This is a genomic window from Pseudomaricurvus albidus (assembly GCF_018863235.1).
Taxonomy (GTDB): Bacteria; Pseudomonadota; Gammaproteobacteria; order Pseudomonadales; family Cellvibrionaceae; genus Pseudomaricurvus; species Pseudomaricurvus albidus.
Genome location: NZ_JAHKRS010000002.1, coordinates 47,496 through 73,538 on the forward strand (window position 1 = coordinate 47,496; position 26,043 = coordinate 73,538).

At 54.2% G+C, this 26,043-nt stretch carries 28 protein-coding genes; 9 read left to right on the forward strand and 19 right to left on the reverse strand.

All coding sequences use genetic code 11. From position 1 onward, the window contains the following. Positions 1-20: 20 nt before the first annotated feature. Positions 21-821, reverse strand: coding sequence for a co-chaperone DjlA (gene djlA / locus KOI40_RS03530; protein ID WP_216096093.1), 801 nt, complete (start codon positions 819-821; stop codon positions 21-23). Positions 822-1,037: 216 nt separating this feature from the next. Here djlA and KOI40_RS03535 point away from each other — a divergent pair, with 216 nt between their 5' ends. Further along, on the forward strand, positions 1,038-3,944 hold the full coding sequence (locus tag KOI40_RS03535) for a DUF748 domain-containing protein (protein ID WP_216096094.1): 2,907 nt from the start codon (positions 1,038-1,040) through the stop codon (positions 3,942-3,944). A 54-nt stretch (positions 3,945-3,998) separates the two neighbouring features. Further along, positions 3,999-5,591 carry a phospholipase D family protein gene (locus KOI40_RS03540; RefSeq protein WP_216096095.1) on the forward strand — a complete coding sequence of 531 codons (1,593 nt, stop codon included), beginning with the start codon at positions 3,999-4,001 and terminating at the stop codon, positions 5,589-5,591. 17 nt (positions 5,592-5,608) lie between these two features. On the opposite strand, the gene KOI40_RS03545 is transcribed toward KOI40_RS03540, so the two are convergent. Continuing rightward, positions 5,609-6,178 carry a DNA-3-methyladenine glycosylase I gene (locus KOI40_RS03545; RefSeq protein WP_216096096.1) on the reverse strand — a complete coding sequence of 190 codons (570 nt, stop codon included), beginning with the start codon at positions 6,176-6,178 and terminating at the stop codon, positions 5,609-5,611. Between the two features lie 245 nt (positions 6,179-6,423). Between KOI40_RS03545 and KOI40_RS03550 the strand changes: the two genes are divergently transcribed. The 5 genes from KOI40_RS03550 (at position 6,424) to KOI40_RS03570 (ending at position 10,135) form a co-directional block, all read left to right on the forward strand. After that, the gene (locus tag KOI40_RS03550; protein WP_216096097.1) at positions 6,424-7,035 is read left to right on the forward strand and encodes a hypothetical protein; all 612 of its coding nucleotides are present in this window, start codon (positions 6,424-6,426) and stop codon (positions 7,033-7,035) included. Positions 7,036-7,061: 26 nt separating this feature from the next. Continuing rightward, positions 7,062-8,033: a prolyl aminopeptidase gene (pip, locus tag KOI40_RS03555; protein ID WP_216096098.1), complete on the forward strand. Its 972-nt coding sequence runs from the start codon at positions 7,062-7,064 to the stop codon at positions 8,031-8,033. A 46-nt stretch (positions 8,034-8,079) separates the two neighbouring features. Further along, on the forward strand, positions 8,080-8,517 hold the full coding sequence (gene dtd / locus KOI40_RS03560; protein ID WP_216096099.1) for a D-aminoacyl-tRNA deacylase: 438 nt from the start codon (positions 8,080-8,082) through the stop codon (positions 8,515-8,517). A gap of 148 nt (positions 8,518-8,665) precedes the next feature. Beyond that, positions 8,666-9,790 (forward strand): HD domain-containing phosphohydrolase, encoded by a 1,125-nt coding sequence (locus tag KOI40_RS03565; RefSeq protein WP_233710002.1) that lies wholly within the window; start codon positions 8,666-8,668, stop codon positions 9,788-9,790. A gap of 117 nt (positions 9,791-9,907) precedes the next feature. After that, the gene (locus tag KOI40_RS03570; protein ID WP_216096100.1) at positions 9,908-10,135 is read left to right on the forward strand and encodes a hypothetical protein; all 228 of its coding nucleotides are present in this window, start codon (positions 9,908-9,910) and stop codon (positions 10,133-10,135) included. Positions 10,136-10,144: 9 nt separating this feature from the next. Here KOI40_RS03570 and tatC read toward each other — a convergent pair whose 3' ends face one another. The 9 genes from tatC to rpiA all read right to left on the reverse strand — a co-directional run bounded on the left by tatC (position 10,145) and on the right by rpiA (position 16,550). Beyond that, positions 10,145-10,900 carry a twin-arginine translocase subunit TatC gene (gene tatC / locus KOI40_RS03575; protein ID WP_216096101.1) on the reverse strand — a complete coding sequence of 252 codons (756 nt, stop codon included), beginning with the start codon at positions 10,898-10,900 and terminating at the stop codon, positions 10,145-10,147. Between the two features lie 16 nt (positions 10,901-10,916). Beyond that, positions 10,917-11,348: a Sec-independent protein translocase protein TatB gene (tatB, locus tag KOI40_RS03580; protein ID WP_216096102.1), complete on the reverse strand. Its 432-nt coding sequence runs from the start codon at positions 11,346-11,348 to the stop codon at positions 10,917-10,919. Positions 11,349-11,354: 6 nt separating this feature from the next. Then, entirely contained in the window at positions 11,355-11,606 is a 252-nt protein-coding gene (gene tatA / locus KOI40_RS03585; RefSeq protein WP_216096103.1) for a twin-arginine translocase TatA/TatE family subunit, read from the reverse strand. Between the two features lie 98 nt (positions 11,607-11,704). Continuing rightward, complete coding sequence (locus KOI40_RS03590) at positions 11,705-12,064, reverse strand: phosphoribosyl-ATP diphosphatase (RefSeq protein WP_216096104.1); 360 nt, start codon at positions 12,062-12,064, stop codon at positions 11,705-11,707. Continuing rightward, positions 12,061-12,450: a phosphoribosyl-AMP cyclohydrolase gene (hisI, locus tag KOI40_RS03595; RefSeq protein WP_216096105.1), complete on the reverse strand. Its 390-nt coding sequence runs from the start codon at positions 12,448-12,450 to the stop codon at positions 12,061-12,063. The genes KOI40_RS03590 and hisI overlap by 4 nt, the downstream gene beginning before the upstream one ends. 117 nt (positions 12,451-12,567) lie before the next feature. Continuing rightward, a complete protein-coding gene (gene ubiB / locus KOI40_RS03600) occupies positions 12,568-14,205 on the reverse strand; it encodes a ubiquinone biosynthesis regulatory protein kinase UbiB (protein WP_216096106.1) in 1,638 nt (545 codons plus the stop codon). 14 nt (positions 14,206-14,219) lie between these two features. Continuing rightward, entirely contained in the window at positions 14,220-14,882 is a 663-nt protein-coding gene (locus KOI40_RS03605) for a ubiquinone biosynthesis accessory factor UbiJ (RefSeq protein WP_216096107.1), read from the reverse strand. 48 nt (positions 14,883-14,930) lie between these two features. Further along, the gene (gene ubiE / locus KOI40_RS03610) at positions 14,931-15,680 is read right to left on the reverse strand and encodes a bifunctional demethylmenaquinone methyltransferase/2-methoxy-6-polyprenyl-1,4-benzoquinol methylase UbiE (protein WP_216096108.1); all 750 of its coding nucleotides are present in this window, start codon (positions 15,678-15,680) and stop codon (positions 14,931-14,933) included. Positions 15,681-15,878: 198 nt separating this feature from the next. Further along, complete coding sequence (gene rpiA / locus KOI40_RS03615) at positions 15,879-16,550, reverse strand: ribose-5-phosphate isomerase RpiA (RefSeq protein ID WP_216096109.1); 672 nt, start codon at positions 16,548-16,550, stop codon at positions 15,879-15,881. A 199-nt stretch (positions 16,551-16,749) separates the two neighbouring features. Between rpiA and ilvA the strand changes: the two genes are divergently transcribed. Further along, entirely contained in the window at positions 16,750-18,267 is a 1,518-nt protein-coding gene (gene ilvA / locus KOI40_RS03620) for a threonine ammonia-lyase, biosynthetic (RefSeq protein ID WP_216096110.1), read from the forward strand. Positions 18,268-18,661: 394 nt separating this feature from the next. Beyond that, positions 18,662-18,799 carry a hypothetical protein gene (locus KOI40_RS03625; protein WP_216096111.1) on the forward strand — a complete coding sequence of 46 codons (138 nt, stop codon included), beginning with the start codon at positions 18,662-18,664 and terminating at the stop codon, positions 18,797-18,799. A 286-nt stretch (positions 18,800-19,085) separates the two neighbouring features. On the opposite strand, the gene KOI40_RS03630 is transcribed toward KOI40_RS03625, so the two are convergent. The 8 genes from KOI40_RS03630 to KOI40_RS03665 form a co-directional block, all read right to left on the reverse strand. Then, a complete protein-coding gene (locus KOI40_RS03630; RefSeq protein WP_216096112.1) occupies positions 19,086-19,370 on the reverse strand; it encodes a hypothetical protein in 285 nt (94 codons plus the stop codon). Positions 19,371-19,537: 167 nt separating this feature from the next. Further along, on the reverse strand, positions 19,538-20,638 hold the full coding sequence (gene alr, locus KOI40_RS03635; protein ID WP_216096113.1) for an alanine racemase: 1,101 nt from the start codon (positions 20,636-20,638) through the stop codon (positions 19,538-19,540). A gap of 27 nt (positions 20,639-20,665) precedes the next feature. After that, positions 20,666-21,523 carry a D-amino acid aminotransferase gene (locus tag KOI40_RS03640; protein WP_216096114.1) on the reverse strand — a complete coding sequence of 286 codons (858 nt, stop codon included), beginning with the start codon at positions 21,521-21,523 and terminating at the stop codon, positions 20,666-20,668. A 250-nt stretch (positions 21,524-21,773) separates the two neighbouring features. After that, positions 21,774-22,661, reverse strand: a complete 888-nt coding sequence (locus KOI40_RS03645; RefSeq protein WP_216096115.1) for a LysR family transcriptional regulator — start codon at positions 22,659-22,661, stop codon at positions 21,774-21,776. A 70-nt stretch (positions 22,662-22,731) separates the two neighbouring features. Further along, positions 22,732-23,580 carry a DUF4392 domain-containing protein gene (locus tag KOI40_RS03650; protein ID WP_216096116.1) on the reverse strand — a complete coding sequence of 283 codons (849 nt, stop codon included), beginning with the start codon at positions 23,578-23,580 and terminating at the stop codon, positions 22,732-22,734. A gap of 16 nt (positions 23,581-23,596) precedes the next feature. Then, entirely contained in the window at positions 23,597-24,553 is a 957-nt protein-coding gene (locus tag KOI40_RS03655; protein WP_369413141.1) for a 5-oxoprolinase subunit C family protein, read from the reverse strand. Next, positions 24,550-25,299: a 5-oxoprolinase subunit PxpB gene (pxpB, locus tag KOI40_RS03660; protein ID WP_233710003.1), complete on the reverse strand. Its 750-nt coding sequence runs from the start codon at positions 25,297-25,299 to the stop codon at positions 24,550-24,552. Before pxpB ends, KOI40_RS03655 begins: the two co-directional genes overlap by 4 nt. Continuing rightward, positions 25,296-26,030: a 5-oxoprolinase subunit PxpA gene (locus tag KOI40_RS03665; protein WP_304504166.1), complete on the reverse strand. Its 735-nt coding sequence runs from the start codon at positions 26,028-26,030 to the stop codon at positions 25,296-25,298. Before KOI40_RS03665 ends, pxpB begins: the two co-directional genes overlap by 4 nt. Between the last annotated feature and the right edge of the window lie 13 nt (positions 26,031-26,043).

Genomic DNA, 26,043 nt, shown 5'->3' on the forward strand with positions numbered 1-26,043 from the left:
TGTCGGGCCGGGCAGTGGCTCTATGATTTGCGGCTTTTCTGGATCATGTCGTAAGCGGCCTGGATCTCCTGCGAGCGCTCGGTGGCTTCGTGGATCATGTCTTCAGGCAGCCCCTGACCCATCAGTTTATCCGGGTGGTACTGACTCATCAGCTTGCGGTAAGCGCGTTTGAGTTCCTTGTCACTGATGGACTTGTCCACACCCAGTGCATCGTAGGCAAGATCCAGTTCGCTGGCGCTGGGGGCTTGCTGGTAATGGCGATAGTGTCCCTGCCCCTGACCGGAAAACTGGTTCTGGGCCTTGATCATGCGCAGCAGCTGTTCGAAGGCGAAACCGGAAAAACCGATGCCCTGGGCCACTTGCCGCAAGACCGCTTCTTCGCTGCTGTCGATCGCTCCATCGGCCAGCGCGATGCTGATCAGGTAAACCAGCAGCATTTGTTTGAGGTTGGGGTGGCGGCCGCAGGCCTGATTGAATTTGCCCAGCAGCTCAGGCAGGGAGAAATTGTGCTGGCTGCCCTGTTTAAACAGATCAATGGCGGCGCGACGGTGATCGGCAGTGAGCCCCAGCTTATCCATCAACTTTTCGGTTTGCTGAACTTCCGCTTCTGATACGCGTCCGTCAGCCTTGGCCAGATAGCCCAACAGGGTAAACGTGGTACTGAAAAAAGTGTCCTGAATCTCCTGACGATCACCGGAGGGGATATGAAAATGGCTGACCCTGATACTGCGGTCAACGATCGAGCCGATAAACAGGCCCAGCAGGAAACCCCAAAAGCCACCTGCCCAAAAGCCTACTATGGCGCCAATCAACTTACCCATGATGCTTTACCTTGTCTATCTGCCTGCCGGGGCAGTGAACTATAACGGGTTAACGCCAAGGCATACAGGGGAGAGGCGGGATTTCAGGCGTTTTTGTGTCATGGCACGAATACAAAAGACAGGCCAATGACCTGAGAGTCGCCTTCAATGAACTATCATATTGAGACTTAGCTGATACACTTTGTAGACCTTCTTGTAGTCAGGTGATGTTACCTCATGAAAACACGCACATGGACTCGCGCAGCACTGATTTTGCTGTTTCTGTTGCTGATCTTTTTGCCCCTTCTGTTGTCGCTGGTTGTTAAGTATTCACTTTTGTCCGAACTCGAAACCCGGGGGATGAGTGACGTCAGTGTTGAGCGACTGTGGCTGAATCCGTACACGGGCGTGGCTTCCATTCAGAATTTGAAATTTTCCACCGACACCGACCACTACCGCCTGACTGATCTCGAACTGGATTTGACCCTCACGGACTTGTGGGGACAAAAAGTGCGGGTGAGCGGCGTGCGTCTGATCAGTGCCAATCTGAGACTGCAGCAGGATGCCGAAGGCAATTTGATGATCAATGGCATCAATCTGGCGGGTGACGATACTCAGGAAGTTGTGGAAGAGGTGGTTGAAGAGCCTGAAGAAAATGCTTCGACTTGGCAGTTTGCGCTCGATAGCCTGGGTGTTGAAGACGTGCACCTGTTGGTGGATTTGCCGGATGTGGTTGCTGATGTCAGTGTGCAGAAAATTGCCATTGCCCGGCTGGATACTGAGGAAGAGCAAAAGGGCGATGTTGAAATCCTGCTGACCCTGAACCGGCTGGAGTTACCATCAGCTGGACTGGAAGCCGCGGTATCTTTGGAATTCACAACCCAGCTGGCTCTGGAACGACTGGAGCTGGACGACTGGAAAGTGCACTCCACCGCGCAGTCTACTCTGTCGAACCTGAAATTGACCGTCACCGGCAACACCATTTCCCTGCCAGAGACTCAATTGAAACTGGATGCCCGGGCGCAGTACTCAGCCGGTGACTGGACGCTGTCTGCGGACACTGAAACCGCGGTGTCCCGTGCGGACATCAACACGGCAGATGCGGCAGTGGTATTTCCTGAAGCCATCATCGACCTGGTGCTAGAGGCGGCGTCTCAGGGGGGCAGCCAAACCATTGATGCGCAGACCAAACTGGCACTGTCCGATCTGGATGTAAAAGCTTCACAGCTGCAGGCGACATTGCCTAAAACGTCATTGACGCTGGACCTGAACGGAAACGCCTCTGGCGAGAAGCAGGATGCAATCATCAACAGCACACTGGTGTTATCCGATCTGAATCTGGTTGCCGATGACACAACAGTGAAGCTGCCGGAACTGAATCTCAGCCTGGATGCCAAGGGTGGCAGTAACGGCGGCAACTGGCAGGTTTCAGGAAACACCAATACTGTGTTGTCTGAGTTGGATGTGGTGACTCCCCAGGCACTGCTGCAATGGGCCAGGGCAGAAATTGGTGTGGAAGGGGAGGCCTCGTCAGAGGACGCACTGAATTATCAGGCTGTGATTGAGGTTTTGGCCGATCAGGGCGCGGTGCAAACCGGGGCCGAAAGTGCCGGGCTCAAGCAAGCGCCACTGGCCGATCTAAAACACTTGTCTCTGGGAACGACCCTGACTGGCAGTGTCAGTGAAGATCAGTCAGCCAGTGAAGTCAGCGTGAAAAAACTGGCTCTCACTGGTTTGAACCTGCTGCCCTCAAAAGGTCAGCCGACACTGGTCAGCGATGCGGATTTCTTTCTGGAGGGAATGACTGTCAAGCTGCCTGATGATTCACAGGCAATGGATGTGGTGGTCGAGAGACTGAACTTGCCGAAAGCAAAGATTGCCTTTGTCCGTGAAGCCGATGGCAGTATGCCGCAACTGGCGGCCATCCTGTCTCCGCAAGCACAAGCCTCGAAGACAGACAGTACCGGCGAGGTGGCAGAAAGCACCAACGAAACCGGCAGCGATAACTTGGCGACGCTGCAGGCCGATAAAGAATCGAGCGGTACGGGCATTCCTGTTTTCGTGAAGCATCTGATGATTGGGCCCGAGGTATCCGTGGATATTTCCGATGCGGGAGTGAAACCGACGTTTGAAGAAGTGGTGCGTATAAACCAGCTGCAGATTAACAATCTGTCTCTGAAAGAATCGTCGCAGCCAGCGAGTCTGAACATGGCGCTGCTGTTAAACCATGATGCGGCCATAAAGGCCGAAGGCAGCTTCAATGTGGTCGCTCCAAATGCCGATGTCAAAATCACCCTGGACGAATACCAGCTGCTGGGACTCAGTGGTTACAGCAAGGAATTTACAGGCTACGCACTGGAAGCCGGTGTCTTTAATTTAACCTCGACAGTGAAACTGGCAGACAATCAACTGGATACCCATAACCAGGCTATTATCAATCATGTCACGTTGCGACCTGAACATTCGGATACCGTGCAACAGTTTGCTCACTCGTTGACGATGCCACTGGATCAGGCCCTCGACCTGTTGCGCGATAGCAATGATCAAATCAAACTGGAAGTGCCGGTCAAAGGTGCATTGGATGATCCTGATGTGGATATCCAGCAGATCATCAATAAAGCGCTGGGTGGCGCCATGAAAAAAGCCTCCATGCTGGTTTTGCAAACCCTGTTGCAGCCCTATGGTGCGATCATCACTGTGGCACAAATGGCCGGTGAAAAAATGACAGAAGTCAAACTCGACTCCGTCAGGTTTGCCGCTGGCAGTGCCGAGCTCAATGCCGTCGCTAAAGACTATTCCGGTAAAATTGCCGCGATGCTCAAAGAGCGCGATGCCTTGACCCTGAAGATGTGTGGCGTGACCAATTTGGGTGACTTGCAAGTGGTGGCAACCGAGGCCGGAGAAAAATGGCCAGAGGTTACTGCAGAACCTGCAGCCGTGCCGGCGACGGATGCTCCGCAATCGGTGCAACTGCTAGAGGAAAAATACACCAAGGCTTTAAAAGATCTGGCTGTTCTGCGAACCGACAATCTGAAGCGCCATCTGCGCGATGATCTGGGCGTTCCATCTCCGCAATTGCTGGTTTGCCTGCCCCGACATCAAGCTGATAATAAAGTCCCAGCAAGTGTTGAATTGTCATTTTAACGGTTTTGATTTGGAGTGACGTGGCTCAAGAGTCTTGATGGAAAGAGCGGTTAAATGAAGTTAGCGGATCGATCAGGTATTGAAAAAACCACCAAGATCATTGATGTTCAGGAAACCGCTCTGTCACGCCGGGTTCGTCACCACACCGATCAATATCCGGGGCAGAGCGGTGTCTATCCGCTGGTATCGGGAAAAGACGCGCTCGATGCCCGTCTGGCCCTGATTGCTGCTGCGGAAAAGACTCTGGATTTACAGTATTACATCTGGCACCGGGATCAAACCGGAAAGCTGCTGTCCTCCTGTTTACTCGATGCCGCAGACCGAGGTGTTCGGGTAAGACTGTTACTGGATGATGTGGGTTCTCCCATTGGCGATGAGCGACTTCTGTTGCTGAGTCAGCACGTCAATATTGATATTCGCTTGTTCAATCCGTTACTGAGCCGTGTCAGGCGCTTGTGGTCCATGGTGTGGAATTATGGCCGGGCCAATCGTCGCATGCATAACAAGTCACTGACGGCTGATAACACCGTGACTCTTGTGGGAGGGCGGAACATTGGTAATGAGTATTTTGAAGCCGGTGGGCAGGTCGACTTTGCCGACTTGGATATCATGGCCATTGGTCCTGTGGTCGATCAAGCATCCGACGGTTTTGATGAGTACTGGAACTCTGACATCAGTTGCCCGATTGAATTGATCTCTCATAAAAAATTTACGGTAAAGGAATTGGCCAGTGCCAACCGCAATTATCGAGAACACTTCAGGAAATATACCCACAGCTCATGGATAGACGACTTTCTTAAGATAGATGATGCTCCATCAATCACTAGCGACCATGGTGAAAGTCAAATCAACCCAGATGGTCATTCTGACGCTGACATCGCGACAAAGTGGTACTGGAGCCAGGCCAGTATTATGTACGATCACCCCGACAAGGTGTTGGGCAGGGGGTTTGGCAAGTTTAAATCCCTGAGTTCACAGCTGGCGGAATTGTCGAACAGCGTCAGCCAGGAATTGCTGCTGGTCTCGCCTTATTTTATTCCCGGGCGGGCCGGGCTGGAGTACTTCAGTCTGCTCAGATCCCGCGGAGTTAACATTACCATTTTGACCAACTCGCTGGCGGCAACCGATGTCGGCGCGGTGCATTCCGGTTACGCCAAATATCGCAAGCGGCTACTGAAAATGGGCGTGGCTATCTATGAGGCTCGCTCAGAACAGGACGTGCTGTCGCAAAAGCCAAGGTTGAGAAAACGCATACGGCGCTGGGCGTTCAGAAGAAAGAACAGAGCCGATCACACCATGCCCATCACCCGGTCCGCAAGGGCCAGTTTGCACGCCAAGGCTTTTTTTATCGATCAGCAAAGAACCTTTGTTGGATCCATGAACCTCGACCCCCGTTCGCTGTTGATCAACACCGAAATCGGTGTGTTGGTGGACAACCCTGAGATGACCCGCGAGGCGGTGGATGACATTATGATGTCGTTGCCGGGAAACAGTTATCAGCTGGCTCTCGACAAGGGCAACAAGCTCGTGTGGATCTTGCACAGGGACGACGGGGATGTCCGTTTTTATTCAGAACCTCAGGCAACGGTGTTTCAGCGGGTGGCTGTATGGTTGATGGCCCGATTCCCTATAGAGTCACAATTGTAGACGTCGAGTTTATCCGGTCAGGGCTTCACCTGAGCGTGCCGTGGGCAGCTGATCAGATGGTCATTTACCATGCCGGTGGCCTGCATGTGAGCGTAACAGATGGTTGTACCGACAAAGGAAAAGCCATCTTTTTTCAGTGTTTTGCTCATGACATCCGAGACCGGTGTTGAAGCAGGTACATCCTTCAGGGTTTTGAATCGGTTCTGGACAGGCTCTCCGTCGACGAACTGCCACAAGTAGTCGCTGAAACTTGAGCGGCTTTCGACAATGTGCAAATAGGCCTGGGCATTTTTGATCGCGCTCTGTACCTTTAGGCGATTGCGAATGATGTCTGGATTGGCTAACAGCTTTTCAATTTTTTTATCGCTGTAGCGCGCGATTTTTTCAGGATCAAACTGGTCAAATGCCTTGCGATAACCTTCCCGTTTTTTCAGTACGGTGATCCAGGACAGACCGGCCTGTGCGCCTTCAAGCAGCAAAAATTCAAACAGCGTGCGATCATCATAGCAAGGGACACCCCATTCCTCGTCGTGGTATTTTTCGTACAGTGGGTTTCCCCGGCACCAGTCGCAGCGTTTTTCCGTCATGGATAAGTTTTCCTGTTTAAGAGAACTCTTTCATGGAAGTCAGTCGTGATGCCTGCATAATAAACCAAAAACATCTCTCTATCTTCTCCATCACCGGCGCGCTTGTGACGCTGGGGCGGGGTCAGGCAGCGTTTGAGTATCGAATTGGTCTACACTCTAAAATGCACATTGTGTAGAGACATTGTGTACAGGGTAGCTCCCGAATTGGATTTCAGGCGCGGCATCATCGTCAAAGGCTTATTGTTATGAGTTCAGGGCAGTTGCTTAAGGTAGCGTTTGGTGCCATTTTTCTGGTGTGTGCCCCTTTGGCGTCACTGGCTGAGAAGCCAACCCTGGATATGTTCCGGACGCAGAAGGCTGGTTCGGAGACTCCCGTCGAGACGCTGGAGCCCTGCAAGATTCAGAAGTCACAGCAGGTGGATTTTACCGATGCCAAGGTGCCGGATACTCTCACGATTTCGGTCACTGGAGGCCCCTGCAGTGAGGCTGGTGTGGTGTTGAGTGTGACTCAGGCCGATGGTCGCGAGGTTTACCGCTACACGGGGGCGTTAATTGACCATCTTCCTGAGCTGATTTACGAGCCGCAACTGGCAAAGCTGATGTCCTATTACGTGAATAAGGCTCTGCACAGTGCTTTTTTACGGTCCACGAGGGACTTGCCGACATACGCCGAGGTCAGTCAGTACTGTGAAATGACCGGTGATTTTGTGGTGGTGGGGGAAAAACATTTCGATGAACTTCGGCAAGAAGACTTGCCAATTCTCTGGCATAAAACCGGCCACTCGACCTGGGTGCATGTTGTTTTTGATCCTGTTACCGGTGTGAGTGAGGTGATTATGCGCGGGGGAGCCATTTAATCGATCAATACGCTTAGAGGGTTGTTATGCACATACATTATCCCGACATTAAGCCCTATCAGACCCAGATGTTGCCGGTAAGCGATGGCCACACCCTTTATGTTGAGCAGTCTGGCAATCCCGAAGGTATACCGGTTATTTTTATCCATGGTGGTCCGGGAGCCGGCTGCCACAAACAGGACCGCAGTTTTTTTGACCCGGAACGCTATCGCATAATCCTCTTTGATCAGCGGGGAGCCGGGCGTTCGACACCTCATGCATCGCTGGAACACAACAATACCCAATTGCTGGTGCAGGACATCGAAGCCATTCGAGAGTACCTTGGCATAGAACGCTGGCTCCTGTTCGGCGGTTCCTGGGGCTCAACACTGAGTCTTGTCTACGCCGAAACACATCCCAGTCGGGTCATGGGGTTGATTCTGCGAGGCATCTTCCTCTGTCGTGATCAGGATATTCAATGGTTTTATCAACGCGGTGCGAGTCTTATTTTTCCGGATTACTGGGAGGACTTTCTCGATCCCATTCCGGAATCTGAACGAGACAATCTGGTCCAGGCTTACTACCGGCGTCTCACTGGGGATAATGAACTGGCTAAGATGTCCTGCGCCAAAGCCTGGTCGCTATGGGAAGCCCGCTGCGCCACACTGAGACCCAACAATGACCTGCACGATAGTTTTTCCGATCCTCATATGGCGTTGTCCCTCGCCCGGATTGAAGCGCATTATTTTAAGCATCACGGTTTTCTGGAACACAATCAGATCCTGCGGCAAGCGTCGCAGCTGGAGGGCATACCGGGTATCATCGTTCACGGACGCTACGATATGATCTGTACTCTGGACAATGCCCAGTCGCTGCATCATGTGTGGCACGACTCCGAACTGCACATCATTCGCGATGCAGGCCATGCTTCCTGCGAGCCGAGCATTGTTGATGCGTTAATACGTGCCACTCGAACCATGGCCAGACGTTTTTCGGATGACAACCCAACACCCGCCTGAATAGTCTGTACAATACGCGCTTTTCATTAAACGCAGGAGTGAGAGCGTGCGGGGGTTAATTCAGCGGGTCAATCGTGCCAGGGTTGACGTAGAAGGGGAAACGGTTGGGCAAATTTCCCGTGGCATACTGTTGTTGCTGGGAGTCGAACGAGACGATAATGCCGCATCCGTGGATAAGATGATTCATAAATTACTGAATTACCGGATCTTTCCGGACGCTGACGGAAAAATGAATTTAAGTGTCACAGACATCGAAGGTGGCATTCTGGCCGTGTCCCAGTTCACCCTGGCGGCAGATACCCGCAAGGGCATGCGGCCCGGCTTTTCAACGGCTGCGGCTCCGGAGTTAGCGCAGCAGCTGTATAATCAGTTTGTGGAGCAGCTCCGGTCGCGCCACCGTGATGTGGCCACCGGCATTTTTGCTGCGGACATGCAGATAGAATTGGTTAATGATGGTCCGGTCACTTTTTTGCTGGAGACTTAGGTTCTGGTGGTTATTCAGGGCTTTACGGCAAAAACAGCCATCCGTTATATTTGACGGCTGAGAACGGGACGTCGGTCATGAAGGGCTGACAAGCTGGAATGACACGACATTCACACAGGCTTTTTTCATTGAGCGTAAGGGCTATACTTTGGGACAGTCATCTTCTAATACAGCAGGGAATGAAGAGTTGATGCCGGAAACACCGGAAATCATGGATGTCCACGACGGGCGTATTCTGATTGTTGACGACAATCCGGTTAATACGGCGCTTATGGAAAAAATCTTACGCCATGAAGGATACACTCAGATTGATGTGACCTGTAAGCCGGTGAAAGTGGTGGAGATGTATCGTCTCGATCCCTACGATCTGGTGTTGCTGGATGTACATATGCCAACGATGAATGGTTTGCAGGTACTGGCAAAACTTAGGGAGGCTTTTCCCGATGATTATCTGCCAGTGGTGATGCTCACCGCTGATCACAGTGACGAAACCCGCAATCAGTGTTTATCGGCTGGCGCTAAAGATTTTATCGGTAAACCCTTTGATCGCACTGAAGTGGCTCTGCGAGTCCGTAATATTATGGAATCCAGGTTACTTCACAAGGAATTAAAAATTCAGAACGAAGAGCTCGAAGAGCGGGTGCATGAGCGTACCCAGCAGCTCTATGAAGCACAGAGTAAAGTGATTGAGTGTCTGGGCAAGGCGGCGGAATATCGCGACAACGAAACCGGCATGCATGTGATTCGCATGAGCCAGAGTTGCGCGCTGCTGGCCCAGGAGCTGGGTTTGGATGACGAGCAGTGTGAGTTGATTCTGCGCGCCAGCCCCATGCACGATATTGGCAAGATTGCGATTCCGGACGATGTGTTGTTGAAACCGGGAATTCTGAACACTCAGGAGTGGGAGACCATGAAAACCCACTCGGAAGTGGGAGCGGAAATCCTGAGCGGCTATGACACGGAATTGATGCAGACGGCTGCAGAAATTGCCCGCACGCATCACGAACGGTGGGACGGCAAGGGCTATCCCGATGGCCTTAAGGGCGAAGAGATCCCGCTTTACACGCGTATCGTCAGTGTCTGTGATGTGTTTGATGCCTTGACTTCAGAGCGCCCTTACAAAAAAGCCTGGAGTGTGAAAGAGGCTATGGATTATCTGAATGCACACAGCGGGACACAATTCGATCCAATGGTGGTGGAAGCGTTTGTTCGGGTGTTGGATAAGGTGGTGTCGCTACGCTACCGCTTCCCGGATCTGACCGTCATGCACTGAGTGTGGTGACGGGTTGCTCCGTTGCTAACAAAGGCCCGGCGGCAGCAAAGGCATGTAACAGTAAACGCGTAAAGTCACCGTGCGATAAGAAATTACAAGAGATACAGGGGAGAAACGATGGAACCCTTGTCTGCAGTTTTTATGGTTTTTGGTATGGTGTTGCTGGCGGTCAGTTGGCTGTTGTTATTGCAGCTGGCGTTTGCCAGTGACTACAGCTGGGGCATGTTTGCCCTGCTCTTGCCACCTCTGGCGTACTTCTATGGCCTGTTCCGGTGGGACAGCGCCCGCGAGCCGATACTGATGTCGGTGTTGGGCTGGGTGTTTATCTTCATCGCCCTGGCCTGACTACCTCTATTATTCTGCCGTTTGCGATTCTTTCGGGCTGCGGCTGAGAAGCCGACCGAACAAGAGTCCGAGTTCAAACAACAGCCACATGGGCAGTGCCAGCAATGACTGGGACATAATGTCCGGTGGGGTCAACAACATCCCGAAGACAAAACAGCCGACAATAATGTAGGGACGTTTTTGTGCGAGCCCGTCCGCGGAAACCACACCGGCGACGATCAGGATGACCGCGGCAATGGGAATTTCGAAAGCCAAACCAAAGGCAAAGAACAGCTTAAGGACAAAGTCCAGATAGCTGCTGATGTCCGTCATTACCGTCACATTGGCGGGGCCGACAGTGGTGAAAAAACCAAAAATCAGTGGGAACACCACAAAGTAGGCGAACGCCATACCGGCATAGAACAGCAGGATGCTGGAAATTAAAATCGGAATGGCAAGGCGCCGTTCACGCTGATACAGCGCCGGCGAGATAAACGACCAGATCTGATAGAGCACAAACGGCATCGACAGAAACAACGCCAGAAAAAAAGTCAGTTTAAAGGGCGTTAAAAAAGGTGAGGCCACCTCGGTGGCGATCATGGTGCTGTTTTCGGGCAGCAAATCCTGCAGAGGTTCAGAGACAAAGGTATAGATGTCGTTGGCAAAGTAAAACAGGCCGCAGAAGATCACCAATATGAACAGGACAATGCGCAGTATCCGATCTCTCAGCTCTACCAGATGTTGAACCAGAGTCATTTCCTGATCGTTGGGAGGCGTGTCGTTCATAGGGGATTAACGGGTCTCAGTGGTGGCCGATATCAGAAGGCTTGGTCTGTGCGCCTTCTTTTGGCTCTGCAGATGCAGAATCTTCAGTTGTGGACTTTGGTGCGTCTTGATCACCGGGTGCTGAATCTGACGGATCCAGACGATTTAGTGACTCAGAAACCTCTTTCATGCTGTTCTGGATATCATCGACGTTTTCACTCACTGCCCGGGAGATCTCATCTTTGGATGAGTTCAGACGCTGCATAACGTCTTCGTTATGCAGTTGACGACGAATATCATCGGCACCGATTTGTTGTTCAAATTCAGTGCGGGTGTTTTGTATGCCTCGCTTGAGTCTGCCCCACCACAGCGCCAACGTGCGCAAGGTGTCAGGCAGGCGTTCAGGGCCGATGACCAGCAGGCCAACGACACCGATTACAAGAAGCTCGAAAAAACCGATATCAAACACGGCGACTTACTTGTTGCTGTCGACTTTTTCGGATTCGCCGTTAACCACTTTCTCGGCGCTATCACTTTTGTTTTCGACTTTTTCTGGATCGTTCTTCTCTTCGGCTTTCTTGTCTTCATCGCTCATGGCTTTCTTAAAGCCCTTGATGGCTCCGCCCAGGTCTCCGCCGAGATTGCGCAGGCGTTTGGTACCGAACAACATGAAAACAATGGCCAGGATGATCAATAACTGCCAAACACTAATTCCACCGATACCCATAGAGTTACTCCAATTTCAAAATGAGTGCACACAATCTGCACGTTAAACAAAGATGATTAAACCAATAGTGTTACGTATGTATTAAAAGCGTCCGTCCACTAGTGCTTGTTGCGGGATGCTTTCTCTTCCAGGCCGGACATATCAAAGCGACGCGCCAGTTCATTCAATACCGCAGAGGCGTCTTCGCCCAGGTGGGAGAGCATCACCAGGGAGTGGAACCACAGATCGGCCGTCTCGTAGATAACATCACTGTTGTCACCACTGGTTTGGGCGTCCTTGGCGGCGAGTACGGTTTCCACGGCTTCTTCGCCAACCTTTTCCAGGATCTTGTTGAGCCCTTTCTGATGCAGACTGGCAACGTAGGATTTGCTGTCGTCACCGGCGGCTTTGCGTTCTTCCAGAATCCGACACAACTCGGTCAGGATGTCTGTATTGCGTAAATTGTTGGTGACGCTCATGCGTAAATCTCTTTGGGGTCTTTCAGAACCGGGTCAACCGCAACCCATTCTCCATCTTTCAGGACTCGGTAAAAACACGACTCTCTACCGGTATGACAGGCCATGCCGCCCAGTTGTTCCACCTGCAGAACAATCACGTCTTCGTCACAGTCCAGACGAATCTCGCTGACCACCTGAGTGTGGCCGGAGCTTTCACCCTTGCGCCACAACTGCTGGCGCGAGCGGGACCAGTAAACAGCGCGTCCCTCTTCGGCTGTGAGCTGCAGAGACTCTTTGTTCATCCACGCCATCATCAGAATCCGGCCACTTTTGGCGTCCTGGGCAATGGCGGGCACCAGGCCGTCGTCGGTCCACTTGATGCTGTCGAGAAACGACTTGTCTGTCACGAGTGTTTTACCTTATCAATAACTGCTATCAGGTCGCCGATTCTAACCTATCCCGCGGCCTTTGGATATTCGCCATCCAACGGCGCAGCGGCGGGGGGAAATCGGACAGGGCGGGGGCTACTGGCTGACCCAGGCCCAGCCGGCAATGGCGACCAGTACCCAGCTGTAGGTGGGAATGGCGCTTAAATTTACGCCGGCAGCCGGCAGGGCCGTGGCAACCGCCCCGATACCCGCCAGAACCGCAATCAGCAACCTGCGTCGGGTGCGGCCTACACTGGCCTTTTGGCGATTGATGAGCTCGGTGGCGCGCTCTAGTTTGGGGGTGAGTTCTCCCAGCTGCTGAACCTGATCCAGGGCTGCGGCCAGCTTGTGAGGCATTTGCGGCGCCTGTTCCAGGATTTCCGGTCCGTAGCGTTTCAGTTGTTGCCACAGGCTGCGGGGATTGAAACGATCCTGCATCCAGCGCTCCAGATAGGGGTGAGCGGTTTGCCAGAGGTCGAGATCGGGGTACAGCTGGCGTCCCAATCCTTCAATATTGAGCAGGGTTTTTTGCAGCAGCACCAGTTGTGGCTGAACTTCCATGTCAAAGCGGCGGGCCGTCTGGAACAGGGTAATGACGATCTGCCCGAAGGAGATTTCCCGCAGGGGCTTTTCAAAGATGGGTTCGCAAACGGTACGAATGGCGGCTTCGAAGTCATTGACCGGGGTGTCCTCCGGTACCCAGCCACTTTGCACGTGAAGCTCGGCGACAAGACGGTAATCGCGACGGAAAATGGCCAGCAGGTTGCGGGCCATATAGTACTGGTCCGCCTGGGTCAGAGAGCCCACAATGGCCATGTCCACAGCAATGTACTGTGGTCGCTGAGGGTGCTCGCGAGAGACAAAGATATTGCCCGGGTGCATGTCGGCGTGGAAGAAATTGTGTTCAAACACCTGGGTAAAGAAGATTTCGACGCCGCGTTCGGCCAGCAGCTTCATATTGGTGTTCTGTTCGGCCAGGGCTTCCATGTCGGTGACCGGAATCCCGTAGATCCGCTCCATCACCATGACATTGGCGCGGGTGTAGTCCCAGAAGACTTCCGGCACATAGAGCATGGGCGAATTGGCAAAATTGCGGCGCAGCTGGGAGGCGTTGGCGGCCTCCCGTTGCAGGTTCAGCTCGTCGAAGATGGTGTGTTGGTATTCTTCCACCACTTCCACCGGGCGCAGGCGCTGACCGTCGGTGGCGAAACGCTGGACCAGTTTCGCCAGCAGATACATCAGCCTGATGTCTTTTTCGATGGTGATTTCGATACCGGGACGGATAACCTTGATGACAATGTCCTGCCCGGACTCCTTAAGTCTGGCGGTGTGCACCTGTGCCACGGAGGCGGAGGCCAGCGGTTCGGGGTCGAAGTCGTCAAACAGTTCGGTGACCGGTTTGCCGAGGGCTTTCTCTATGATTTCGCGGCACAGATCGTTATCAAACGGGGCGACGTTGTCCTGCAGGTGATCCAGCTCTTCCACAATATCGGGGGCAATCAGGTCCGGACGGGTAGACAGCAGCTGACCGAATTTGATGAATACCGGGCCCAGATCCTCGAAGAAGTGACGCAGGCGTTGCCCTCGAGTCTGCTGGCTGGCCGGAAGGATCACGGCCAGACACTTCAACATCAGCGCCAGCCCCCAGGGCAGACGGTGACGTGGCAGCAGCTCATCCAGACGGTAGCGCAGGGCGGTAAAGATAATCTTCAGTAATCGAAACAGGGCAACCACTTGGGGGAAAGTCCTTATGCGTTGTGACCGGGAGGTGTAGGGTTAGAGGAAGAAGCGTCTTTATTGCTGGCGGCACGCAGGCGCTCAAACCGTGCCAGCAGGCGGTCACTGGCCAGACGCAGGTTGTCCACCTGATCGCTGAAGCCTTTCAGTTCCGTGGCAGTGGGGATTGCGCGCAATTCTTCGGTCAGAAACTCGCTCAGCAGGCGTTTGCCGCTCTGGCCGCGATCCCTGAGCCAGCGGAACTGGCGGCGGGCCTGTTCGGCCAGCTGGTGTCCGGCGACATCTCCGAGCCAGTCGTTGATGGCTTCTTCCCAGTCCAGATCCAGGTCGCCGGCAATCTGTTTGATGTCTGCCAGCAGTGCGGTATTGCCCCAGGCTTCAACATTGGCTTCGGAGAGATTGACCCCATCGCTGGTGGCCAGCATCAGCAGGCCTGGCAGTGAACCCCGCAGGCAGGTGGTCGGGTCGTCGACATTCGCGGAAATGCCAATGCCGTCATCTTCGAAGTGGCAACACAGGGGAATTTTCTTGCCCGCGAAGGCGATCTCTATGGCCAGACTTTTGCCCGCCAGCGCCTGGCAGCGCAGGCGGGTTGCCGGGTCATAGTGCAGCGCCTTGTTGATTGCTGCCTCCAGTGAGGCGGTGGCCGCAGCGCTGAGTGTGGGGTCGACCATAACCGTGTGTTTCCTGTGTTCGGGACGGGATGGGTTCAGGGTTGGTGCTTAAGGTTTGGTGCCCTTGTGCAGGGCGACAATACCGCCGGTCATGTTGTGGAATTCACAATTGGCGAAACCGGCGTCGACCATCATGGTTTTCAGGGTTTCCTGATCCGGGTGCATGCGAATGGATTCGGCCAGATAGGCATAGCTGTCGGCATCGTTGGTGACCAGCTTGCCCATAAACGGAAGCAGTTTGAACGAGTAGGTATCGTAAGCCTTGGTCAGCAGTTCGCTCTGGGGCTTGGAAAACTCCAGTACCAGCAAGCGGCCGCCGGGTTTCAGAACCCGCAGCATGGAGCGCAGTGCCAGGTCCTTGTCGGTGACATTGCGCAGGCCAAAGGCAATGGTGATGCAATCGAAGGTGTTGTCCGGAAAGGGCAGGAACTGGGCATCGGCCTGACTGACCACCAGATTGCCGGCGACGCCCCGATCGGTAAGGCGATCGCGACCCACCCGCAACATGGATTCGTTGATATCCGCCAGCACCACCAGACCTTCCGGCCCCACCAGTTTTGAGAACTTGTAGCTGAGGTCGCCGGTGCCGCCAGCGATGTCCAGCACCTTGTGGCCGCGGCGCACACCGGAGAGCTCAATGGTGAAGCGCTTCCACAGGCGGTGGATACCGCCGGACATGAGGTCGTTCATCAGGTCGTACTTGGCGGCAACCGAATGGAATACATCGGCCACGCGACCGGCTTTCTCTTCAACCGGAACTTCCTGAAAGCCAAAGTGGGTGGTTTTTTTCTCGCTCATGGTCTCTTCACTTGTCTGATTGCGCCGCCACGGGCACTTGAACTGCCCGTAGCCTGGATGAGAATCATTGTACCCTGTTTGCCGGGCTTTATGGACACAGGGTTCTTATCTTCAGGCGGCAGGTCTTGAGGGGGCCGAATGTTGGTGGCCCACTGAGTTCAGTCTGCCGTCCCTGGCAGGCCTGGTTCAGGACTGGAGTCAGGCGCGAATGGTTTCGACACCGGATTCACGGCCGATCAATAACACATCGGCCGGGCGACAGGCGAACAAGCCATTGGTGACCACGCCGACGATCTGATTAATGGCGGCTTCCGTTTCGGTGGGGTTGGTGATGGCCATATTGTGAACGTCCAGAATCACATTGCCGTTATCGGTAATGCAGTTTTCCCGGTAGACCGGGTCGCCGCCCAGCTTGACCAGTTCGCGAGCCACGTAGGAACGGGCCATCGGGATCACTTCTACCGGCAGGGGGAAATTGCCCAGCGTATCGACCCACTTGCTGCCATCGGCAATACAGACAAATTCGTCGGCAACGGCGGCTACGATCTTTTCACGGGTCAGAGCGGCACCGCCACCCTTGATCAGTTCCAGAGCCGGATTGGTTTCATCCGCGCCATCGACATAGACCACCAGTGAATCCACGCTGTTGAGATCGTACACCGGGATTCCGTGGGATTTGAGCCGCTCGGCAGAGGCTTCGGAGCTGGCCACGGCACCGTCAAAGCTGCCTTTGATGTCGGCCAGATAGTCAATAAAGAAGTTGGCGGTGGAGCCGGTGCCCACACCGACAATACTGTCGTTGTCGAGTTTGGGCTGGATGTAGTCTACAGCGGCTTTGGCAACGGCTCGTTTTAATTCGTCCTGGGTCATGGCTTTGATCTTCTTTCGGGTGTCGTCAGGGGGATGTGGTAAATTCGCGCCCATTATACGGGGACAGCGGTTGCGTCGATAGCCGTTTATGGGTCAATGATTTACTATGTGCCCCTTTTACCCGATGCTGTTTACCGATTGGCTTTTTGGTCCGGTCGGCAGGCATCTGATTTTCACGACCGCCGGAATGAGTTACCCCATGCCTCAGTCATACATCAAGCGAATCCTCGATGCTCGTATCTACGACGTTGCGATTGAGACTCCACTGGATCGCGCGGGCTATATGTCTACACGTTTGAACAATCAGGTTTTGCTCAAACGCGAAGATCTGCAGCCTGTGTTTTCTTTCAAAATTCGCGGGGCTTATAACAAGCTGCGCCAGTTATCGAAAGAGCAGTTGGACGCGGGTGTGATTTGTGCTTCGGCGGGCAATCACGCTCAGGGCTTGGCGCTGTCAGCGGCAAAGATGGGGGTGAAGGCCACCATCGTGATGCCGCGCACTACGCCGGCGATCAAGGTGAATGCGGTCAAAGCCCGCGGCGCCAAGCTGGTCCTGCACGGTGACACCTACGATGAAGCATCTGCGCATGCGCAGATGCTGGTGAAAGAAAAGGGCATGACCTACATCCATCCATACGATGATCCGGATGTGATCGCCGGTCAGGGTACGGTCGCGCTGGAGATTTTGCGTCAGCATCCCGCCCATATTGATGCGGTGTTCGTGCCGGTTGGCGGCGGTGGCCTGTGCGCGGGTGTTGCGGCTTATATCAAGTATGTGCGTCCCGACGTGAAGGTGTTCGCCGTCGAGCCGGAAGACGCCGCCTGTCTGAAGGCCGCACTGGAAGCCAAGCGCCGGGTGAAGCTGCCGCAGGTGGGTATTTTTGCCGATGGTGTCGCGGTGGCACAGATTGGCAAGGAAACCTATCGTGTGCTGAAAGACACGGTTGACGGCGTGATCACCGCCAACACCGATGAAATCTGTGCGGCGATTAAAGATGTCTTCGAGGATACCCGCTCCATCACCGAGCCCGCCGGTGCTCTGGCTCTGGCTGGCCTGAAGAAGTACGTTGCCGAACAGGGCGTCGAAAATCAAACCCTGATTGCCATCACCAGTGGCGCCAACACCAACTTTGATCGTCTGCGCTATATTTCCGAGCGCACCGAGATCGGTGAAAAGCGCGAGGCGATTCTTGCGGTGACCATTCCGGAAAAAGCCGGCTCGTACAAGACGTTCTGCCGGGATCTGGGCAAGAGCCGCAATATCTCCGAATTTAACTACCGCTATGCGGATGATCGCGATGCCCGAATTTTCGTTGGTGTGCAGGTTTCTCCGGACCACGAAGATCGTCAAAACCTGGTTCAGGGGCTGGTGGATAAAGGCTATGAAGTGGTCGACATGACGGATAACGACGTGGCCAAGATGCACATTCGTCACATGGTCGGTGGCCATGCCCCGCAAGTGGATAACGAAAAGGTGTATCGCTTCGAGTTTCCCGAGCGTCCCGGAGCCCTGTTCAATTTCCTGTCGAAACTGGCGGGTCGCTGGAATATCTCCATGTTTCACTACCGCAACCACGGTTCCGCTTACGGCCGAGTGCTGGTGGGTATGCAGGTGCCGAAAGAAGAGCACAAGCAAGTGGATAAGTTTCTGGCTGAGTTGGGCTACCGTTACTGGGACGAAACCCAGAACGAGGCGTATCAGTTCTTTTTAGGCTGATGTGTTGGTTCTGAACCGTCACCCTTTTGGGGCGTCCTGAATACAGCCTGTGCCGCTCGCCCCGTTTTGGGGCGGCGGCTGTCGTGTCGTTTTCATCATTCTTGTTTTGCCACCCGCCAGCAGGTAGCTGCTATTACAAAACTGTCAAATACCCTCTCAAAAACATCTGCAAAGGTATAAAACGACAGCTTTCTGTATGTGAGCGCTTACACACTCTGTGCGCTGCGTCCCACTTGAGCATAAAGACCCTTGTCGAAGTGGGTGTTTGCCATAAAATACAACTCTCAGAACTAATAGTAGTGAAAGGCTTGGCGTTTTAATGTTTATTCGGTATAAAACTTGCTCTCTTCGCTCTAGACAACAACAAAAAAAGAAGGGTCTTAGGGGGTTTTAAATGAAAGTTGATGTACTAACGATCGCAGTTGTGGTGTTTGTTCTCGGCGTTGTGGGTAGCTCCCTGGATTTGGGGGAAGCCTTCGCGGATGAACCGGAACTGCCATCGGCACTGCAGCAGGGTATTACCCAGCGCTGATATCTGGAAACGTCGATAGGGATGTCGGCGTTGATCCTTCCGAAAACTATTCCCTGTTTTATCTCTTGCCGATACCGTCTGGTATCAAGCTCACAAGCTCAAGAAACGTTTTCCGTATCGCCAGAGGGCATGGGTGATGTGTGTGAAAGCCGGTGAGGTCGCGGCCACCTGCCGGAGTCTGCACATGTCAGCACTTCAGATTCCCAAGCGCCTGTGCGGCTCTTGGGCTTTCAGATGACTGGAAGCTCCCGCAGGGATTGCCAGAGCTTTAACCCACTCATAGCTGTCAGATGCGAAATTCGATGCGCTCGTTGCCGCTGTCGGCACGGGAATAAATTCCCACACAGTCGATCTGTTCGGCATTGTCAGACGGCTTGTCGGAAATCACATCCAGGTCTTCAATGCTGATGCCACCGGCATTGAGTTCCTGCATTTTTTTCGCAGCCAGTTTGCGCAGCACGGCGCCACCGGTTTGAAAAAAGTCAGCCTGGAATACGGCGCAGTAGCGAACCCAGAATTGTTCGCCGGCGTTAGACCAGTGAGCCAGTGAAAAATAGCCTTTGTACAACATATAAACTCCTGCTTTGGGCTTGTGACCCGTTTGCTAAACATCCAGGGATTGCCTGTTGAATGTTTGCGGTTCGTGTCTGAAAGCGGCTCTTCATTTGTAAGGCATTGTGCTTGAGTAAAACAATGCTGATTCGTACAAGTAAAAAACGGTTTTCAGTGTTTACGTTTTCAGGTTTCGTTTATGTACAGTCGCGGTGTGCGCAAAGGCATACGCGTGACCAGTTCATAACTGATTGTGCCAACACAGCTGGCAACTTCGTTCAGTGGAATGTTGTGTCCCCATAATTCCACATTGTCGCCTACATTAACAGTGCCGATGTCGGTGACGTCGACCGTAATCATGTCCATGGAGACGCGACCGGCCAGTTCGGCGCGCTGGCCGTTAATAAATACCGGGGTACCGTTGGGCATTTGCCGTGGGTAACCGTCTCCATAGCCAATGGCTACGGTTGCAATTGTTGAGCGTCGTTGTGCCGTCCAGCTGCGACCGTAGCCGACTGTTTCACCCGCTTCGATGGTGCGTACTGCAATCACTTCCGACTCGAGTGTCATCACCGGTTTCAATTGATCCGCGTTGACTTGCGGCTCCGGAAACGGGGATGAACCGTAAAGCATAATGCCCGGGCGGGTGTAGTTGCCGTGTGCCTGCGGCCAAGCCAGGATGCCGGCGGAATTGGCGAGGCTTACCGGAGTGTTCAGGCCTTCTGTCAGTGAAGCAAAGCAGTCAATTTGCTGCGAGGTAAAGTCACTGTCCAGTTCGTCCGCAGCGGCAAAATGGGTGGCGATAACAATGTCATCGGCCACGTAAGGCAAAGCCTTGAGTTTTGCGTAGGACTCTTTTACCTGTTCGCCGGTCAGGCCCAGGCGATGCATGCCGGTATCCGCTTTCAACCAAACGGTCAGAGCACTACCCTGGGTTTCATCGAGATTGGCCTTGGCAATCATCTCAACCTGTTCGATGCCGCTGGCCATCAGCCAGAAATTTTGATCTCTGGCGGTGATAATTTCTTCGGCCTCGAAAGCGCCTTCCAGTAACAGGATCGGTTTTACAATTCCCGCCTGGCGCAGTTCGACAGCTTCTTCGATACAGGCAACAGCCAGCACAGGAGCCAGTGGCTCCAGTGTTTTAGCCACAGCCACGCTACCGTGACCGTATGCATTGGCCTTAACAACGCCCAAAGCCTGAGCGTTGGGCGTCAATTTTTGAGCCAGTTGATAGTTGTGGCGAACAGCGGCCAGATCAACAATGGCTTTGGCGGGACGGCTCATACGCGTCTTTCACTCTCAGCCAGTGGATCAGTAGTTGTGCTTGCTGGCGCTGTAGAGAGTCTGGGCAGCTTGCCAGACATCGCCCACTTCGCCATTGCCCACAGGCTTGCCATCAATTTCGACGACCGGTGCAATTTCTTTGGAGGAAGAGGTTACCCAGACTTCGTCAGCATTGAAGACTTCGTCCATGGTGACAACGCGCTCTTCCACTTTGATAGAGCCGTCTTTTTTCAGTATGTCCAGCAGCATGAAACGGGTAATGCCCGGCAGAATCTGATTGTCCAGCGGTGGTGTGGCAACCACACCGTCCTTGACGATGTAGGCGTTGCACGCGGAAGCTTCAGTCAGCTCGTTGTTGGCGTTGTACAGCAGGGTCTCGTTTGCGCCCTGAGCAAAACCGTGTTGGAAGTGCATGACGTTACCGAGCAGTGCGGTGGACTTGATGTGGCAGCGTTCCCAGCGCAGATCGCGGGTGGTGCTGACCTTGTAGCCTTTAACCTGTTGCTTGTCGGCAACCGGTGCGGCAGGAATTTCAAAGGCGAAAGCGAAAACCGTTGGCGCTACCCCTTCCGGGTAAGCGTGGAAGCGTTTGGTGTCGGCGCCGCGACTGACGTGCAGGTAGATACCCAGATTGCCGCTACCATTTTTTTCGATCAGGTTTTCACAGACTTCGCGCCACTTTTCCAGGGGCCAGGAGAAGTCGATACCGATTTCCTGCATGCCGTTGTTCATGCGCTCAATGTGTGGAGCGAAACCCACCAGCTGACCATCATAGGATGGAATCACTTCGTAAATGCCATCGCCAAACAAAAAACCACGATCCATGGGAGAGATCTTTGCCTCTTCCATTGGCATAAACGCGTCATTCAAAAATACAATACTCATGGGTTCTATCTCTATACATCGGTTGTGAGTCAGACTGGTTGTCCCGCTGTAGAGTCGGGCGCCAGCTGACTAATAAGGCTTATCAATTGGGCAAACTTTATCATAAGGCCCTGGAGTAAAATCGATTATTCCGGCCCTGATTTAGTGGATTTCACTGCGAAAATGCCTGTTTTGGTGGAAACGGCTGGTTTGACCTGTGTCTGCAGGTTTTGGTGCCAGTTTTTTTGACTGGCGACTCCTGTGTCGGTAGCTAGTCGATAATGTCCCGGCTGCTGTCGGCCAGCAATCGCGGCAGGATACGGTCGTCGTCGGTTCGCCAGTTGCAGCAGAAGCTGAGTTCCGGAGCTTCCTGAGTGGTGCCCAGCTCCATCAGCTGTTCCTGCTTCAGGTAGTCCGCCACCAGAGGGCGCGGCAACAGGGTGATGCCCAATCCCTGGCGAGCGAGGGTCAACAGGCTTTCAGCCGAGCTGCAGGTGTGCAGCATGGGGCGGCGATCGTTGAGTGGGGCAAACAGATCGTGCAGGTATTGCCAGGGGTGGGTGCCGCGGGGAAAACTCAGAATCGGAAAGCGGGCCAGTTGATCCAGTTCCAGTGTGCCGCTCAGACTGGGGTGGGTATCAAGCAGTGCCGGAGAGGCCACCCAGCATTGACTGTAGCTGCACAGGGGCTGACTGACGGTGGTGTGGGAATGCTCGCGGGCGACCATCAGGGCCAGGTCCAGCTCGTGATTCTCCAGTTGTTTTTGCAGGTGGCTGGATACGTCGACGGCGATTTCAAACTCAATCAGTGGAAACTGCTCGTGCCAGTGACTCAATAGCGGGCCGACCCACAGATGCGCAATGGTGTCGGCGATTCCAATCTTGATGGTGCCTGTCTCGGGCACATCTTCACTGATCTGGTTTTTCATTTCGCGGCTGATGGACACCAGCTTTTCGGCATAGGGCAGCAGTTGCTGACCGCGGGAAGTGAGGCGGGTGCCACCGGTATCGCGGATAAACAGTTTGACGCCCAGCTCGGTTTCCAGAGCCGCAATGCGGGCAGAGATGGCTGGCTGGGTGGCGTGCAGCTGACGCGCCGCGGCGTGAAAACTTTCCAGTTGAGCCACTTTGACAAAGGTCGCTAAGTTTCTGATCCGCATGGTGTTGGCGCTCGTCAATCTGGTTTACATAACGTCATCGCTTCGCAGGGAGGCAATGACGAATCGGGTTTTAAAAGCCGGTAAGCTTGCGCAGTTCCTGTATCACTTGCATGCCTTCTGAGGCGGGCATGCCGTCTTCGGTCAGCTCGTTCAGGCGAGTGACGCCGTCAACGCTTCCGCGTTCTGATAAATATTGCAAAATGGCCAGCGGGTCAATGTCCGCCAGCAAATCCTGTTTATTCCACCAGCCCAATAGTGCGATTAACCCATGGGCTGCCCAGTTGGACACATCGGCGATCACCAGTTCGCTGCAGGTGGTGGCTGCGGGCACAATGTCCAGATTTTTCAGGGCATCCTGAATGTTACCCATGCCGATTTCGTTGCCGCCGTCGCCGATGGCAATGGTCGGACAGCTGGCTTGCTGCATAAAGGTGTCAAAGCAGGCTGCGCGCGGGCTGATGTCTTCGCCGCGCATATTGTAGTAGTTGCCATCGGAGGCTTGTCCAGGACGCTCAATGGAGATGATCAGTTCCGGTTGCAACTGTTGCAAAGCCTGTTGCGCTTCCTGTTCCCGGTTGCTGTGTGGGCCCACTTGTATTTCGTGAACGCGAAACTGATCGGCCATGGAGGTAGACAGCGGTGGTCCGCAGACGATGACCGGTTTTGCACCCAGCGTTTCCAGTGCGTTATAGAGTGCGATTGCACCAACCGGGCCGTCAGTTTCAAAGGTGTCGACCACCGGAAAGCCGGTGCCGATCAGTACCGTGCCCTTTACGTCGCGCATCAGGCGAGCCGCACGGCGATAGTAGCCGGGCGTCAGCGCGGGTTGTACTTCTTTCATGCCGCGGGGGTTTCTCGCGACCAGCAGGTCTTCGATTTGCTGGCTTAGGGTTTGTTCATCAATCGCGGTCTGGTTCATAGTGTCTCGGTCTGGTTCAAACTGTCTCGGTGTTCAATTGGGCACGCGTAAACCGGCTGTGTGCCAGATGCAGTGCGTTGTGGGCGTCGTGAATATTGATGGCGGTAAAGTTGACCTTTCCGCCGGGCATGAGCTGCGCCAGTTTTGCCAGGTCCAGCGACAGCACTGAGCCCAGTTTCGGGTAGCCGCCAATGGTCTGGCGGTCGTTCATCAGCACAATGGGTTGGCCGTCGGCGGGAACTTGAATGGCGCCCAGGCAAATCCCTTCCGACAGGATGCCTTCAATGTCGGACTTAACCTGCGGCCCAGTGAGGCGATAGCCCATGCGATCGCAGCGGTCGCTGACTTCAAAGGTGTTGTGGAAAAACAGACGTTGCTGCACCGCATTGAAGGTGTCCTGCTGATAGCCGGGAATGACTCGCAGTGTCACTTCGCTGCTGTACTGCGGGCGTTCATCTGCGGGCACAGACCAGCATTGTGTGCTGCTGTCTTCTGCGCAGGGAATGATGTCTCCGGCTTTCAGGGCCTGTCCGTTCAGACCGCCGAGGCTTTCACGTACGACGGTGGCGCTGCTGCCAAAAGACGGAGCCACCTGAAAGCCGCCACTGACCGCAATGTAGGCGCGACAGCCGTTTTGACTGTAACCGAGTTCCAGTGTGTCGCCACTGTTCAGTGTGTGGGTTTGCCAGCGTTCCGCTTCTTCGCCGTTGATGGTCAGCGGCATCTCGCCACCGGTCACTGCAACACGGGTTGTGCATTCGGCCTGCATTTTGAAGCCGCCAATGCTGACTTCAATGGTGGTGGCGTTGCTGTAGACATCAGCAGCATCGTTGTTTTCGCACAGGCGGTTGGCCCAGTGAAATGCCAGCGGGTCCATGGGGCCGCCGTTGGTCAAACCGATCTGGTGTTGTCCAAAACGTCCCGCATCCTGCAGCAGAGACAAAATGCCGGGATTTAAAATCTTCACGCTCACGATTTGGCCTCCTGTGAAGTGGATGGCTGATCGGGAAGCTCGCCGCCGAGTGACAAAAACTCTTCCCGGCTGATGCTTTTGAAGCGCACGCGGTCGCCGACCGAAACCGGCATGGTGGGTTCGGCATCGGGATCAAACATGGGGGTGGGGCACAGGCCAATCAGATTCCAGCCACCCGGCGACACGGCGGGGTAAATCGCAGTCTGGCGATCGGCGATGGCAACGGCTCCCTTGGGCACCTTTTGTCGCGGTGTCGACAGGCGAGGTGCGGCGATGCGCTCATCCACCTGACCGAGGTAGGCAAAGCCCGGCGCAAAACCGATAGCGTAGACGCGGTACTCGGTGCTCATGTGCAGCTTGATCACGTCTTCGACGCTCATCTGGGCACGCTCGGCCAGCGCAGTCAGGTCAGGGCCGGATTCTTCAGAATAGTACACCGGCAATTCCACCAGATGGCCTTCGGACTGTTCCGCGGAGGCGATGGATTGGGTGGCTTTTGCAATGGCCTGACGCACATGGAGTTCATCGGTCAGCAGCGGGTTAAACAGCACCAGCAGTGAGGCGTAAGAAGGCACCAGATCGACCAGGCTTTCGCCCATCAGTTCAGGGAGGCGCTGGGCGGTTTGCTGAACCTGAGCCGAAATTTCGGGGCTGGTTTCGTTGCCGAAATAGATGATCAGAGAGCTTTCACCGGCAACACAAATGTTCATTGGGGTGCTGGTCTTGGTGGATGTACTGGAGCTCATGATTTGATCAGTTCCCGAATCGCTTCAATGGCCTGTACACCTTCCAGATTATCACCGTGCACGCACAGAGTGTCGGCTTGCAGAGGCAGAATCAGGCCGCTGGCGGTGGTGATGGTGCCCTGTTCGTTCAGTTGTCTAACCTGTTCGAGCATCTTTTCCTTGGTGTGGACTGCGCCAGGTTTGGTGCGGGCAAGCAACTTGCCGTCGTCGTCATAACAGCGGTCGGCGAAGGCTTCAAAGTAGAGTTTAATGCCGCGCTCAACCGCTTCCTGGCGGTGTTGCTCCATCTGAGGAGTCGCTTGCAGCATCAGCCGAATGGGCAGGTGGAAGCTGGCAATGGCATCCATGATGGCGTGACGAACATGGTCTTTCGCCATCATGTCGTTGTAGAGCGCACCGTGGGGTTTGACGTAATCGAGGTTCAGCCCCATGGACTGAGCCATTCCAGCCAGTGCCGAGGTCTGGTACATCACCTTGGCTTTGATTTCATCGGCGGAGCAATTCATGGAGCGGCGGCCAAAGCCCACCAGGTCGGGGTAGGCAGGGTGAGCGCCAACACTCACGCCGTGTTCTTTGGCCAGTTCCAGGGTTTTGGTCATGATCAGCGGATCGCCGGCGTGAAAGCCGCAGGCAATGTTGGCCTGATCAATGTGGGGCATGACGGCAGCGTCCATACCCATGGTCCAGGAGCCGAAGCTCTCGCCCAGATCGCAGTTCAATAGCAGTGGCATTGTCTGCTCCTTA